This is a genomic window from Arthrobacter sp. 05T410 (assembly GCF_056396505.1).
Map to the genome: position 1 here is coordinate 19449 of NZ_JBFTLP010000028.1, position 14262 is coordinate 33710.

Sequence of the window (14262 nt, forward strand, 5' to 3'; positions counted from 1 at the left end):
ACCCGCCGGTTTTAGTAGGTATCACCTGGTCTCAGGTCTACGCCGCAGCCCGGAAACCGTCAACACCGGGACGCGCCGGTCCCGTCCGTTCCGGTCCAGTCTCTTCCGGTCAAGGGGCTACAGCGTGTGCGCCTCGGCCAGGAACTGCGCCAGGCTCAGCGGTTCCCGGCCCGTCAGCTCATGCACTGCCGACGTCGGACCGGCGAGTTCGCCGGCGGCGATGGCCGTGTAGGTGCTCACCCAGGCGTCCACCTGCCATGGCGGGGCGCCGTACGAGGCACGGGACCCGTAGGCCTCCGCCAGGGTCTCGTTGTGGAAGGTGATGGCCCGGCCGGTTCCGGCGGTCAGGAGTTCGGCGGCGCGGGCCAGCGAGATGTCTTCCGGGCCGGTCAGGTCATAGGTCCGTCCCACATGCAGGGACGGGTCCCGCAGTACGGTGACGGCCGAGCGGGCAATGTCTGACCGCGCCACGGCAGCCATGACGCCGTCTCCGGCGGGGCCGCGGATCACGCCGTCCTCGCCGGCCAGCAGCGGCAGGAAGTCCAGGTAGAAGTTGTCCCGCAGGAACGTGTAGTCCATGCCGGAGGCCTTGATGCGCTCCTCCGTCGCGAAGTGGTCCCGGCCCAGTGTGAACGTGGAGTCCGGCGCCGCGCCGAAGAACGAGGTGTACACGATGTGCTGGACGCCCGCTGCGGCCGCGGCATCGACGAAGGCGTAGTGCTGCTGCAGCCGGTCCTCGGCCTCGGCTGCGGAGACCATGAACAACGTTTTCGCCCCGGAAAGCGCCGTCTTCGCCTGCTCCGGCTCGGCGTAGGTGGTGACGAAGGGGACGGCGCCTTCGAGCTCAGGTGCCCGGGCGGCGTCCCGCACCAGGAGCCGTTGCTGGCTGCCGGCCTGGGCCAGCAGCCTGGCCACCAGGGCGCCCAGCTGGCCGGTGGACCCGGTGACGGCAAGCTCGGGAGCGTTGGTCATGGCCTAGGCCTCGCGGGAGGCGGGCGATTTGGTCTGCGCGGGGTCGCGTTCGGCCAGTGAGCCGATGACGGCGTCGATCTTGTCCATGATCACCGCGTCCAGCTTCACGCCGGCTGCCGCGACGTTTTTCTCGATCTGCTCCGGCCGGGACGCTCCCATGATCGCGGAGGCCACGTTCTTGTTCTGCAGCACCCAGGCGATGCTGAGCTGCGCCATGGTCAGCCCGGCCTCCTCCGCGATCGGCTTGAGCTGCTGGACGCCGGTGAGGACCTCGTTGGACATCCAACGCTCGATCATCCGTGAACCGCCCTTGGAGTCCGTGGCGCGGCTGCCCTCAGGGGCAGGCTTGCCGGGGTGGTACTTGCCGCTCAGCACGCCCTGGGCAATCGGGGACCAGACAATCTGGGACAGGCCCAGTTCTTCCGACGCCGGAATCACCTCGGCCTCGATCACTCGCCACAGCATGGAGTACTGAGGCTGGTTGGAGATCAGCTGGAAGCCCAGTTCCTTGGCGAGGGCATGGCCGTCGCGGATCTGGTTGGCCGTCCACTCGCTGACCCCGATGTACAGGGCCTTGCCCTGCCGCACGATGTCCGCGAAGGCCTGCATGGTCTCTTCCAGCGGCGTCTCGTAGTCGTAGCGGTGTGCCTGGTAGAGGTCCACGTAGTCGGTCTGCAGCCGGGTGAGGGAGCCGTTGATGGATTCCATGATGTGCTTGCGGGACAGGCCGAGATCGTTGTGGCCCTTGGGCCCGGTGGGGCCGAAGACCTTCGTGAAAATTTCCAGCGACTCGCGGCGCTCGTCCTTCAAGGCTGCTCCGAGGACCGTCTCCGCCGCTGTGTTGGCGTACACGTCGGCCGTGTCGAAGGTGCTGATACCGGCGTCGAGCGCGGCCCGGACGCACTGGGTGGCGACATCGTTCTCCACTTGGGAGCCATGGGTCAGCCAGTTGCCAAACGTGATTTCTGAAATCTTGAAGCCGCTGTTCCCGAGGTATCTGAATTCCATGGGTTCCAACGTAGCGGACTTGCCTGCCCGGGGTAAGGGCTCAGCCGGCCTTGCGTTCCTGGACCGGCTGTTTGGCCTTCCCGGCCGGCGGAGTGCCGCGCAGCGCCACGAGCGATCCGGTGTCCAGCAGGGACTTCGCTGCGGGCATGGGCGGCTTTTTGAACGCCCGCGGGACGGCGCCAAGTGTTCCATTGGTGTCCGTGGCAGACTGCACGAGGGCAGAGACTTCTGTGATGTCCTGTGCCGGTGCCAGGGGGTCGGGCAGGTCCCGGACGGTGACCCGGACGGCGGGTCCGGCCTCGGCCCTGGCCCTCGCGGCGGCGCGGGCATCTGCCCGGGCCACGGCGGCCGCCCACTCCGGGGACAGCGCGGGTTCCTTTTTGGCTGTATTCCGGGCGGGGCGTGCGGGCTTCGCGGCCTTGGCCGGCCGGTGCGGCGCCGGCTCTTCCCCAGCCCCATTTTCCCGTGATACCGGGGTTCCGCGGACGAGCCCGGCGACGGCCAAGACAACGACTGCCGCCAGCCGGCCGATCCCTGCGAGCACGAGGGTGGCGGCGAAGACCAGGAAGAGGCCGAGGAACATGAAGAACGCCACGCCGAGGGTCCCGAAAAAAGTCAGGTTCAGCGCAATGGTCGTTGGATCTTCCATGTCACCTCTCCTTGCCGGCCTGCTTCAGCGTGGTCCCTGCCGCAAGCACACGGCGGGCAGGAGCCCCCTTAACAATACGTACTTTTCGCTGGCCCCGTGCCGCCCCCGGCAGTCGTGGCGAATATGTGTCAAAGCCGTTATCCGCGGGCGGGGCACGGGCCCCGCCGGCCGGGCGTCTATAGTCGGAGACAGCCCCGCCGGCGTCGTCCGGCCCGCCGGAAGGACATCTTGTGACGCACGCCGCAGCAGCCGATTCCGAGCCCGCCGGAGCATCTGGCACGGACCGCTCCGTGAGTATTCCGGAAGCGGCATATTCCGCGCCGTATGAGGGGAACTGCCCGTGCCTGTCGGGCGAGGCGTATGTGCACTGCTGCGGCCGGTTCCATCGCGGGGACGCCGAGGCGCCTACGGCGGAGCAGCTTATGCGCTCCCGGTACAGCGCCTTCGTGGTCCAGGACGCGGGGTACCTGCTCCGGACCTGGCACCCGGACACTCGGCCCGCCGAGCTGGAGTTTGATTCCGGCATGCAGTGGCGACGCCTGGACATCCTCTCCACCAGCCGCGGCGGCCCGCTGGACAGCGAAGGCACGGTGGAATTCGCGGCGCACTACCGGCACGAGGGCGAACGCGGCCTGCACCGCGAAACCAGCCGCTTTGTGCGGGTGGACCGGCGCTGGTACTACGTAGATGGCGTCGTTGCCGGCTGAGCCCTCCGGGGCTGACGCCGTCGCGGCTAGGGGCGCCCGGCTGAGTTGTCCCGCGCTGAGTTCTCTCCGGCTGAGTTGTCCCTGACGGGGTGGTTCTCAACCGTTGCTGCCGGGCTGAAGCCGGCCCGATCCACCCTGCGGTGGAAACGCATTCCCGCGAGGCCGCCCAGCACTGCGCCCACCAAAGCCACCGCGGCCACGACGATCGCCGCGACGATGCTCAGGGTGTTCAATTCGCCCTCGTTGATCGGGATCCGCGGGAAGCTGTTCAGGTTGGCCAGGATGTTGAAGCGCTGCCCGGCGACCAGGCCCAGCACGGCGACGACGATCGCGGCGATCAGTGCCCAGATCCAGACCATGAAGCCCTGCCTGGCGCCGTTGAAGCGGGCCATGCGCCCGGCGACGTATCCGCCGCAGTAGTAGGCGACCAGGAGGATCACGAGCAGCACGATGATGCCGGTCAGCCCGACCGTCTGATTGCTGGAGGCCTGGTCGACGGCGTCGTTCACATCGGTGTTGGTGGCCAGACCGACGGCGGTACCGCCGGCAGCGACCAGCGCGGTGAGCAGCACGGCCGTACCCGTGGCCGTCAGCCAGCCGAAGAATGCCGAGCCGACCTTGATGCCGCCGAACTGTTCCTTCTCGCGGGCCACTACCGTCTCGCGCGTGGGGATCTCTTCCACGACAGTGTCGTGAACAGCATCGCGGACCGGTGCGTCGCGGACGGGGTCGTCGTGGCGGACTGCTGTCACCGGGCGGGTTGTGGCGTCGTCCTGCGCGGCGTGGCGTGTCGTCTTGTCGTCGGGGCCTGCGGTGCTGCTCATGAGGGCTGCTCACTTTCGCTGAATGACCGGGCACACTGGAGACGCCGGTCTGGCGTCAACCTAACCACGGCGGAATCCGGTTAGCAAGGATGCTTACTATCCGTGGCGGCGGCCCGTCAGCGGTACTTGCGGTGCAGGTCCTCCCGGACGGAGGCGCGCCGGCTGGCGTCCGCGATCCATGGACCGGTCCCTTCAGACTGGTCGAGGATTCCGGCTTCCAGCCAGGTGTAGTCCCCGGCCAGTGTCTTGCGGGCCAGGGCATGGTCGGCGTCGTCGGTGTTCCGCCACAGCCGGTCGAAATATTCGTCGACGCGAACACGGGCCTGTTCGCAGTACGCCTCGGCGAGTTCGTACGCGGAGGCGCCGCGTTCCGGCTGCGTCCGCAGCAGCATCTCGGCGCGCGAACAGCAGGCTGCCATGGCAAACAGCTCCGCACCGATGTCCACGATCCGGCCCAGGAACGCCTGCTTGTGCTCAAGTTTGGCCTGCCACCGGCCCATCCCGTAGAAGGTCTGCCGGGCGAGGCGCCGGGAGGAGCGCTCCACGTAGCGCAGCTGTTTCGCGAGCCGGCCGAAGTCGCTGTAGGAGCGCGGGTCCATGCCGGCGCCGGCCACGAGTTTGGGCAGCCACTTCGCGTAGAAGCCGGAGGCGCCGACGGCGGCCTTCGCCTTGTCGGAGAGGCGGGCATCCTCCGAGGCGAGGTCTCCCGCGGCGGCCAGGTGCGCGTCCACGGCCTCGCGGGCGATCAGCAACCTCATGATTTCCGAGGACCCCTCGAAGATCCTGTTGATTCTCATATCGCGGAGCTGCTGTTCCGCGGCGACGGCGCGCTCGCCGCGGGCTTCGAGGGAGTCCGCCGTTTCAAAGCCCCGGCCGCCGCGGATCTGCACGAGTTCGTCCGCGATGAGGCAGCTGATCTCCGTGGACCACAGCTTGGCGAGGGCCGCCTCGATCCGGATGTCTTTCTGCCCGGCGTCGGCCATTTCCGCAGAGAGTTCAAACACGGCGTCCAGGGCGAAGGCGCTGGCGGCGATGAAGGCGATTTTCTTGCCCACTGCCTCATGCTGGCCGATCGGCCGGCCCCACTGGGTGCGGGCGTCGGACCATTCGCGGGCGATCTTCAGGCTCCACCGGCCTGTGGCGACGCACAGCGCGGGGATGGAGAGCCGGCCCGTGTTCAGTGTGGTGAGGGCGATCTTCAGGCCCTGGCCTTCCCGGCCCAGCCGGTTGGCAGCGGGGACCCTGACCTGGTGGAAGCGGGTGACGCCGTTTTCGATCCCGCGGAGCCCCATGAAGGTGTTGCGGTTTTCCACGGTAATGCCATGGGTGTCCATTTCGACCACGAAGGCGCTGATGCCGCCTTTGTGGGCGGTCCCGTCCGCATCGGTGTGCGGCGGCACGAGGGCCATGACCACGACGAGCTCGGCGATAACACCGTTGGTGGTCCAGAGCTTGACGCCGTCCAGGAGGTACGACTCGCCGTCGTCGGAGAGGACGGCCGTGCTGCCCATCCGGGCGGGGTCGCTGCCGACGTCGGGCTCGGTGAGCAGGAAAGCGGTGACGGCGCCGGCGGCGCAGCGGGGCAGGTATTCGCGCTTCTGGGCCGGAGTGCCAAAGACCTTGACGGGCTCCGGTACGCCGATCGACTGGTGCGCGGAGATCAGGGCGCCAAGGCTTGGATGCACCGAGCCCAGCATGGCCAGTGCGCGGCCGTAATACACGAGCGTGAGGCCCAGTCCGCCGTATTCGCGGGGAATTTTCATTCCGAACACACCGAGCTCCGCGAGCCCTTTGAGATAGTCGTCCGGGATCCGGTCGTCGCGTTCGATGGTGCGCCCGGACATCGTGCGGCAGTAGTCGGCCAGCCGGGCCATGAACGCGTCGCCGCGTTCGACGTCGTCGGCGGGGGCCTCGGGCCACGGGTGTATCAGCGACAAATCGAAGCTGCCAAGGTAGAGGCCCTTCGCGAAGCTGGGCTGGGTCCAACTGGTTTCGCGGGCGGCCTCGGCAATGGCGCGGGCGTCGGCGGCCGTCGCGTCGGGGCCGACGTGCTCAGCGTCCCCGTCGGCCGCCGGAATCGGAATGCCTGATGTTGGAGAATCTGACGCTGGAGTACCGGGTGTGGTGGCGGGGTCTTCGATGGCGGAGCTCACGGGGCATCTCCTCTAACCGGGTGACCGGCTTGAGCCCTGGATCCGCCGCGGGTGGAGGACCCTTCAGCTGTCCCGCAATACTACTCGCGGGTAAGTGCCTGTGCTAGGGGAGGCCTGGCCCGGAAAGTCGGACCGGAAGTCCGTGCCGAAGTCGACCTGGAAATCGGCGGGCATCTCCACCGTTGAGGCGTGGTGGACCAGCCGGTCCCAACCGTGGTTGATGCCGTGGACCAGGCCCACCAGCGCGCCGGCCACGAGGTACCAGGCGAGCCGGCCGACACCGACCAAAACCATGGCCGCGAACGCGGACACCATCATGAAGGCGCCGATCATCACGGCAAACACGAGGGTTCCAATGACCACCATCGTGCCGGTTTCCACTGCGCTTAGGTCGAACTGCATTCTTCCCCCTGCACCATTGCTCCGGTTGAACCAGTAGCCCGAGCGTAGGGTGCCGTGGGCGGGCTGAACTAGGGTCCTTGGACGGTGGCGGCCTCTTGATACGGGATCGAAATGCTACCGGGGCGTAGGTCACGGCTGGGTTGCGGCACCCTCACCGATCGCGGGGGTCGCACCGTTTGTCAGTGCCGGGAGGCTGCCCGGTGTCAGTCTTCGTCGTGTTCAGGGGCGCTCTGGCTCATGACCCGGAAGTCCGCGCCGAGGGCGACTTCGACCTGGGACCCGTCGTTGAGGCGTACCTCGACCTCGTAGGCCGCGCCGGAGTCGTCATCGCGCTCCACTTCGGTGACGCTGCCCTGGCCCACCTTCGCCAACGCGGCCTGTGTTGCCATGGCACGGTCGGCGTCACTGAGCGCCGGCCCATCGGAATCGTCACCGATCTCGAAGTTCCCGATCTTGGCGGTGAGGGCGCCCGCACTTCCGGACCAGACATCCCTGGCCTGGGTGGCCCCGACCGCAATTGACGCTCCCCCCAGCACCACCGCTGCAGAGGCCGCCCCCGTGATCCAGATCGTTCTCTTGCGCATGATCGTCTCCCTTCGGCTGGTCATTCCAGTGTGCGCCGACATAGGGGCGCAGACAACGATGAATGCGGACGGGGCCCTGCGTTAACCTTGTAGCTGGCAGTTTTTAGAATCCGCTGCCCCGCAACGCCACCCCAAACCATCCCCTGGCAGCCGAAGGAGAGCGCGTGTCCCGTTCCGCCGTGTCATCAGCCGACGCCATCAGCACCCGGCTCCGGGACCTTGAGCTCCTTACCAAGGGACCTGCCTGGGCGCTGACGCGTTCGGCGCCTTGGGTGATCGCCGTGCTCCAGGCTTCCTTCACCCGCACGCGCGCGCAGCTGCCGCTGGAACAGTTCCACGCCGACGTCGACGCCTTCCTCGAGCAGCTCCGCCGGCAGGCCCCCGGCACGGGAGAGCATCACAGCGGCTCGGCCAACGGCACACTTTCCGGAAAGAAATACGCGGACGAATGGACCCGCAAGAACTTCCTGACCCGCCGGAACCAGTCGGGCCAGATCGTTTACGAAGTCACGGAGCCTGCTGCCCGCGTCCTGGCTTTCCTGGACAGCCTCTCCAGCGAGCGGTCCACGCTGAACGGCTCCCGGCTCGGCACACTGCTGGGCGACGTCGAGAAGCTCGCAAACGAGACCAACCCGGACCAGAGCGCACGCATTGAATCCCTCGAAGAGGAGATCGACGAGCGCCGCCAGCTGATGGAAGACATCAGCTCCGGCGATTTCGACGGGCTGCTCGACGACGACGAGGCCGTGGAGGCGGCAGGCAACATCCTCGATCTCGCGGCCAGCCTGCCCGCGGACTACAAGAAGATGCGTGACCGGATCGAAGAGCTCGTGGGGGAGCTGCGCAACCAGATCATCGAGGAATCGCTCAGCAAGGGCGCCACCATGGCCCAGGTGCTCGAGGCCGACAAGCGGCTGCGGCAGAGCCCCGAAGGCCGGACGTTCCGCTCCTTCACCGCGTTCCTGGAGGACCCGCAACAGCAGCTGAGGTTCCGGTCGGCGATCGGCGAAGTCCTGAGCCGGCAGTTCGCGGACGAGCTCAGCCACGATGAACGCGAGACGCTCAAGAACCTTGTGGCCGAACTCCGCACCCAGCACAGCCAGATCCAGCGGATCTACGGCAAGCTCAGCGAGAGCCTCAACACCTACGTCCAAAGTGACGACTTCCGGCAGTCGGTCCGGCTCCGGAAGGTCCTGCGCGAGGCTGAGCAGGCGATCCGCACCCTGCCGTACGAGCGCGAACGGCCCGGCCTGGTCCGCGGCCCGGTGCTGTTCAGCGCCGGTTTCGAGTCCCTGGCCATGGTCAAGCTCTTCGACCCTGACGAATTCGCGGCTCCACCCAAGCTGGCCGACCCCATCGCGTTCTCCGACTCGGACCGGGCGCGCTCGCCCCGGACCGCCAAGGCCAAGCCGGAGGCCATCCGCGCCGCGCTCGCGGGGGCCTCAACCCTTACCGAGGCCTGGGCGCAGCTGCCGGCAGAGGAACGCCACATCAACTCCATCCGGGCCCTGTTGTCGCAGACCCTCCACGAAGGTGCCGGCTTCGACCGGGGGACCTGGGGCCCCATCGAATTCGAACAAATCGACGGCACCACCCGCACCGCTTACCTGCCCGTCGTCACGCTCGCGAAGGATTGACCATGACTGAAGAGACTGTGACCGAGACCCTGACCGAGACCACGACAGAAACCACGGCAGAGACCGCGACCGAGACCCTGGCAGAGACCGCGGCGGCGGACCCGCAGTCCGCGCCCGAGTCTGCGCCTGCGGACAGCGATGGCGCCCACGTCCGCAGCGACCCCTTCATCGTCACCCCCCGGGACACGTTTGTCGACGGCGCCGCACTCTTCCCGGGCGACACCGGCGTACTGCCCATGAAGGTGCGGCAGGCGCTCGTGAAGCTGCTCAAGGGCCCCTACATCGACGGCGGCCGCGACGAAAAGCTGTGGACCACGCTCCTGGACAACCAGCTGATCCTGCGCAGCCGCCTCTCCGAACTCTTCCTCACGCTGCAACTGGACCACGGGCGTAAGGTCGCCGTCCTGCGCCCGGTTGACCCCGAGGCGATCGGCGGCAGTACGCGTTCCAGTATCCTGCGCCAGCAGCGTGCCCTGAGCCGGGTCGAGACCATCGTCCTGCTCCGCCTGCGCCTGCTCCTGGACCGGCACGTCACCGCCCAGACGGACCCGACGATCACGCGCGAGGAAATCGCCGAACTCGTCGCCCACTACCAGCCCACCGGCCAGCAGGACGCCCTGCGCGATGCCGACGTCGTCAATCGCGCCATCACCAAGCTCCTGGCCCGCCAGCTCCTGCTCGCCACGGGCCTGGACGAGGTCTACACCATCTCCAACGCCCTCCCGCTGGCCCTGCCGTTCGAAAACATCGGCGACATCCCGGCCCAAATCGAAGCCCTGGTGGCAGCCAGCACAGACCAGTCGGGAACGGAGCCGCTCCTGGAGCTCGACACAGACACCTCGGCAAACGCGGAGGAAGACCCGGACGACGACGGCGATGCCGTCGCCGAACGTGACGTGAACAGCGGCACCGCAGTCGCTGCGGACGCCCACGGTGACCCGTACAACGACGACGGCGATGCCGCCCCGGGAGTGGCATCGGGCCTGTCGGAGCCGCGCGCTGAGCTGATCGAAGATCAGCTGCGCGTCGCAGGGGCGGGGGCGGCATCGCCGTCGTCGTCACCCAGCCACACTGAAGAAGCCGAGGAGACCAAGTGAGCATCGCAACCATGCTGCCCATGGGTGAGCTCACGAACCCCGGCCAGATGCGCCTGGCCCTGGTCCAGGTGGTCAACTGGGGCACATTCCATGGCGCCCACACGATGCACGTGGACCGCAACGGCACACTGCTGACCGGCAATTCGGGCGTCGGAAAGTCCACGCTGTTCGATGCCATGCTTCGGGTCTTCGACGCCCGTCCCCGCTCCAACGAAGCGGCTGCACAGCGGGCAGGCGGCGCTGTCGAGGACAAGCGCACCACGTTCACGTACATGCGCGGCAAGGTAGGCGACAAGGCCGTGGGAGAGGGCTCGGCGAGTGCGTTCCAGCGCCCCGGCGCGACCTGGTCCGCCGTCGCGCTGACGTTCGACAACGCCGCCGGCACGCGGGTGACGGTTTCGGCGCTTTTCGACCTGCCCAAGAACGGCACGGAATCCAGCGTCGGCCGGTACTACGTGATCGATAACAAGCCGCTGGACCTCGCGGCGATCGAGGGCATCGCGGAGAAGCGGTTCACCAAGTCTGCGCTGGACGCGATCTTCCCGGACGCCCAGATCTTCGACGTCCACAAGGCCTTCGCCGAACGATTCCGCCGGCTTCTCGGCATCAATTCGGATCAGGCCCTTCCGCTGCTGCGCGTTATCCAGGCCGGCAAGGGTCTCGGGGGCAGCGTCAACACCTTCTTCCGCGACCAGGTCCTCGATGCCCCTGCCACGCTGGCCGCGGCGGATGACGTCGTCGAGGAATTCAGCAACCTCATGTCCATCCGGCAGCGCCTCGAGGACGTCCGGCAGCAGCGCGACCAGCTGGCCCCCGTCCCCGGGCTGAATAAGGAATACGCGCAGGCGCTCCTGGACGCGAACCGGCTGCGGGACCTAACAGGTGAGGAATTCGAGGCTTACAGGCAGCAGCTCGCGGTCACAGTCCACGAGAAGACCCTGGCGCGGCTGAAGGAGCTGGCCCAGGCGAAGGCCACGGACCTGGCCGCCGAACGCGCTGTCCGTGACGGCTTCGCCAAGGAACTGCGCCAGCTGGAGGGCGAGTACAACAACCAGGGCGGCAACGCGATTTCCGCGATCGAGCAGTCCCTGGAGAACGCCCGGGTGGGGCTCAAGCTCCGGCAGGAAGTCGAGGCATCGACCCGCAAGGCGCTGACCGACGCCGGGCTGGAACTGCAGTGGTCGGCCGCCGGCTGGGATCAGGCCCACGAGCACGCCGCGGCACGCTCGGCTGAGCTCCAGGACGATTCCGAGGCGCTCAAGGAACTGCGCTTCGAAGCCTTTGATGGCCACGCCACCCGGAAGCGCGAACTCGCCGCGGCCCAGCAGGAGCTCGTCTCGCTGAAGACGCGCAAATCGTTGCTGCCGCCGTCGAGCATTGAAAACCGGAGCGCCATTGCCGCTGCCACGGGCGTGCCCGAGGAGCAGATGCCTTTCGGCGGCGAGCTGATCGACCTTGCCGAGGGCCAGGAACAGTGGCGCCCGGCTGCCGAGCGCGCGCTGCGGAGCCTGGCCACCACGCTGCTGGTCCCGGGCGAGCACTTCGCGGCAGTCACCCGTTACCTCAACGACCATTCCGTGCGCGGGGCGCTGCGTGCCGTGGACGTCTCCCGGCCCCTGGCCGGCGGCGCGCTGGCCGTCGAGGACGTGGCCGATCGCGACCTGCTGACCAAGCTCAGTTTCCTCACCGATGCCGGGCTGCCGGCCGGGCCACACGCCCAGGCGCTTGCGCAGTCCAGCGCCTGGCTCCGCGAACGGATTGCCCTCGACTTCGCCTACCCGTGTGTGGAAAACCCGGACGAGCTCGCCGGCCTGGACAAGGGCCTGAGCCTGGGCGGTGTGGTCAAGCGCAACCGCCACACAGTGGAAAAGGATGACCGCTTCACATCCCGCCAGGACTACGTCCTCGGGTTCGACAATGCCGCCAAGCTCGAACTGGTGGCGGCCCAGGTTGAGGACCTGCAGCAGGAGCTGGCCAAGGCCGCCGAGCTGGCGCAAAGCCGGGAAGAGTCGCACCAAGGCATGACCCGGCAGCTTGAAGCCTTGCGCCGGGTGGCCGAGGACCACCGGCCCTGGGAACAGGTGTCGGCCGCCGTGGCCGGCGAGGAGCTCGCCCGGATCGAGAAGCGCCTCAAGGACGCCCTCGCCGCACAGGCCGACCTCGAACCGCTCCGCGCCAGCATCGAAGCCGCGCGGCACAAGCACCAGTCCAGCACCGAATCCGCGGCCGTGCTGCAAAGCGAGTACAAGGCCCTCGATGCGCGCATCACCGCCGCTGGTGCGCTGCTCGATGCCGCACGCACCCGGCTGGCGCAGGCACCGCCGTCGGACGCCGGCGTCGCCGCGCTGGAACCGTACTTCACCGGCTTCGGTGACGTCCTGGAGATGCACGAACTCGACAACCTCGCCAACCAGGTCCGCACCAGGCTCCTGGCCGAACTGCACGTCGCCGAGTCCCGCGGGCAGGCCACCTCGGAGCGCCTCACCCGCATTTTCGAGGGTTTCGTCCGGGAGTGGGGCACGGCGATATCCGCGGACCACGGCACCTCGATCGGCGCCGCGGGGGAGTTCGAATCCCGCTACCACGCGATTGTCAGCGACGGGCTGCCCGCCCAGGAGGCCGAGTTCCGGCAGTTCTTCAACCAGCGGACGCACGAATCCTTTTCCACCCTGCTGCACCTGCTCGACGAGGAGCGGCGCGCCATCACGAGCCGCATCCTTCCGCTGAACGGGATCCTGTCCGAGGTCAACTTCCACGAGGGCAGCTTCCTGGAACTCGACATCAAGCAGACGCTGCCGGCGACGGCGAAGCAGTTCAAGGACGCCATCCAGAACGCGCTCAAGGTCCGGCACACCCGGCCCGGCAAGGCAGTCACTGTAGCGTCCGCTGCGGCGTCCGCTGCAGCGTCCGGAGCGGAGGGGGGCGACGACGCCGAGCTCACCACCCGCTACAAGTCGCTCGAAACGCTCGTTAAGCGGCTCGGCTCGCAGACCCCGGAGGACCGCCGCTGGCGGGCCGAAGTGCTGGACGTCCGCGGCCACCTGTTCATCCAGTGCAAGGAACACCGCGAAGTCCAGGTTGCCGGCGCCAAGGGGGCAGCGAAGGGCGCGAAGAAGACCGAGGTCTACATGCACGCGGACACCGGCTCCATGTCCGGTGGCGAGCGGCAGCGCTTCACCGCATTCATCATGGCGGCGGCGCTGAGCTACCAGCTGGGCATCGCCGAGCAGGGCTTCACCACGTACGGCACGGTCATGATGGACGAGGCCTTCGTGCTCGCCTCGGAGGAATTCGCCGGCGCGGGCATCAAGGCGCTGCATGAGTTCGGCTTCCAGCTCCTGCTGGCCGCGCCGGAGAACGTCATCGACCTTTCCCGGCACCTTGGCTCGGTGACGGAGATCCTCCGGGACAAGCGCACCAACCGTTCCGGTGTCCTGACGGCTCCGGTGATCGCCGCACGTCCGGGCACGGAGGGCACTTGGCGCTCCGAGGCGAACCCCGTGGACATCGTCCTGCGCTGACCGCACCCCTCTCCCTTGAAGCAACGCGGGGTCATTTACGGCCCATAAACGCCACCGTAATGGGCCGTAAGAGACCCCGCGTTGCTTGTGTCGGGGCTAATTGCCTTGGACGCGCTCCACGAACTGGGCCGTGCGGGCCACCAGCCCTTCGATCTGCCGCAGCACGACCGCGGCCGGGTCCGGGTTGATCTCGTTGGCCGCAGGCTCCACCCTGACATTGCGGCAGCACAGGAAATCGGCGCAGATCAAGGTGCCCAGCGTGTTGCCGTTGCGGCCGGACTGCCCGGCGCGCTTGGCCACCCACAGCAGGACGTCGTCCTTGGAGAACACGTCCCGGCACAGCTCGCAGAGCACGGAACGGTTCTTCTTGGCCCCGCCTTCAGGGGCCCGGAGCATGATGCCGGTGGGACCCTTCGGCCCCTGCACCACGAGATAGCCGCGGAGGGGCATCTTCGCGTCCCGCCAGGCCAGGAAGTCCAATGCTTCCCAATCCAGGGTGTCGAAGCTCTTGGGCAGATTGAGTTTGGCGGCTTCTGAGCGGCTCGCGTTGATGAAGGACGAGCGGATCTGCTGCGCCGTGAATTTTTGCATGACGGACACTTTCGAAAATCGGATGGCTCCGGCCAGACGGGCGCGCGGCGCGCCAGGCGGATTGTGGGCAGAAGACTGCCAGCCTGCAACTCCGGTGTGGGGCAAGGCGTCTCGCGG

The 14262-nt window shown here is 67.7% G+C and carries 11 protein-coding genes and 1 pseudogene; 4 read left to right on the forward strand and 8 right to left on the reverse strand.

From position 1 onward, the window contains the following. Positions 1 to 117 precede the first annotated feature (117 nt). From AC1DFR_RS20545 to AC1DFR_RS20555, 3 genes are read right to left on the reverse strand one after another with little or no spacing between them, the layout of a single operon-like run. On the reverse strand, positions 118 to 972 hold the full coding sequence (locus tag AC1DFR_RS20545) for an SDR family oxidoreductase (protein WP_230007270.1): 855 nt from the start codon (positions 970 to 972) through the stop codon (positions 118 to 120). 3 nt (positions 973 to 975) lie between these two features. Next, positions 976 to 1980 carry an aldo/keto reductase family protein gene (locus tag AC1DFR_RS20550; RefSeq protein WP_223915020.1) on the reverse strand — a complete coding sequence of 335 codons (1005 nt, stop codon included), beginning with the start codon at positions 1978 to 1980 and terminating at the stop codon, positions 976 to 978. A 40-nt stretch (positions 1981 to 2020) separates the two neighbouring features. Then, positions 2021 to 2629, reverse strand: a complete 609-nt coding sequence (locus AC1DFR_RS20555; RefSeq protein ID WP_476860463.1) for a hypothetical protein — start codon at positions 2627 to 2629, stop codon at positions 2021 to 2023. Between the two features lie 290 nt (positions 2630 to 2919). On the opposite strand from AC1DFR_RS20555, the gene AC1DFR_RS20560 reads away from it, so the two are divergent. Continuing rightward, positions 2920 to 3336: a YchJ family protein gene (locus AC1DFR_RS20560; RefSeq protein ID WP_223915024.1), complete on the forward strand. Its 417-nt coding sequence runs from the start codon at positions 2920 to 2922 to the stop codon at positions 3334 to 3336. A 26-nt stretch (positions 3337 to 3362) separates the two neighbouring features. Here AC1DFR_RS20560 and AC1DFR_RS20565 read toward each other — a convergent pair whose 3' ends face one another. From AC1DFR_RS20565 to AC1DFR_RS20580, 4 genes are all read right to left on the reverse strand, one after another. Then, entirely contained in the window at positions 3363 to 4160 is a 798-nt protein-coding gene (locus tag AC1DFR_RS20565) for a hypothetical protein (protein WP_476874338.1), read from the reverse strand. Between the two features lie 116 nt (positions 4161 to 4276). Next, on the reverse strand, positions 4277 to 6313 hold the full coding sequence (locus tag AC1DFR_RS20570; RefSeq protein WP_476874339.1) for an acyl-CoA dehydrogenase family protein: 2037 nt from the start codon (positions 6311 to 6313) through the stop codon (positions 4277 to 4279). Between the two features lie 63 nt (positions 6314 to 6376). Beyond that, entirely contained in the window at positions 6377 to 6715 is a 339-nt protein-coding gene (locus tag AC1DFR_RS20575; protein ID WP_230007274.1) for a hypothetical protein, read from the reverse strand. A gap of 203 nt (positions 6716 to 6918) precedes the next feature. Further along, positions 6919 to 7299, reverse strand: coding sequence for a PepSY domain-containing protein (locus AC1DFR_RS20580; protein ID WP_476874340.1), 381 nt, complete (start codon positions 7297 to 7299; stop codon positions 6919 to 6921). A 164-nt stretch (positions 7300 to 7463) separates the two neighbouring features. Here AC1DFR_RS20580 and AC1DFR_RS20585 point away from each other — a divergent pair, with 164 nt between their 5' ends. The 3 genes and pseudogenes from AC1DFR_RS20585 to AC1DFR_RS20595 all read left to right on the forward strand — a co-directional run bounded on the left by AC1DFR_RS20585 (position 7464) and on the right by AC1DFR_RS20595 (position 13554). After that, positions 7464 to 8936 (forward strand): DUF3375 family protein, encoded by a 1473-nt coding sequence (locus AC1DFR_RS20585; protein ID WP_476874341.1) that lies wholly within the window; start codon positions 7464 to 7466, stop codon positions 8934 to 8936. A 2-nt stretch (positions 8937 to 8938) separates the two neighbouring features. Continuing rightward, positions 8939 to 9817 (forward strand): annotated as a pseudogene (locus AC1DFR_RS20590) (DUF4194 domain-containing protein); the annotation flags it as partial. A 212-nt stretch (positions 9818 to 10029) separates the two neighbouring features. After that, positions 10030 to 13554, forward strand: coding sequence for an ATP-binding protein (locus AC1DFR_RS20595; RefSeq protein ID WP_476874342.1), 3525 nt, complete (start codon positions 10030 to 10032; stop codon positions 13552 to 13554). A gap of 96 nt (positions 13555 to 13650) precedes the next feature. On the opposite strand, the gene AC1DFR_RS20600 is transcribed toward AC1DFR_RS20595, so the two are convergent. Continuing rightward, a complete protein-coding gene (locus AC1DFR_RS20600; RefSeq protein WP_476851702.1) occupies positions 13651 to 14145 on the reverse strand; it encodes an FBP domain-containing protein in 495 nt (164 codons plus the stop codon). Positions 14146 to 14262 lie beyond the last annotated feature (117 nt).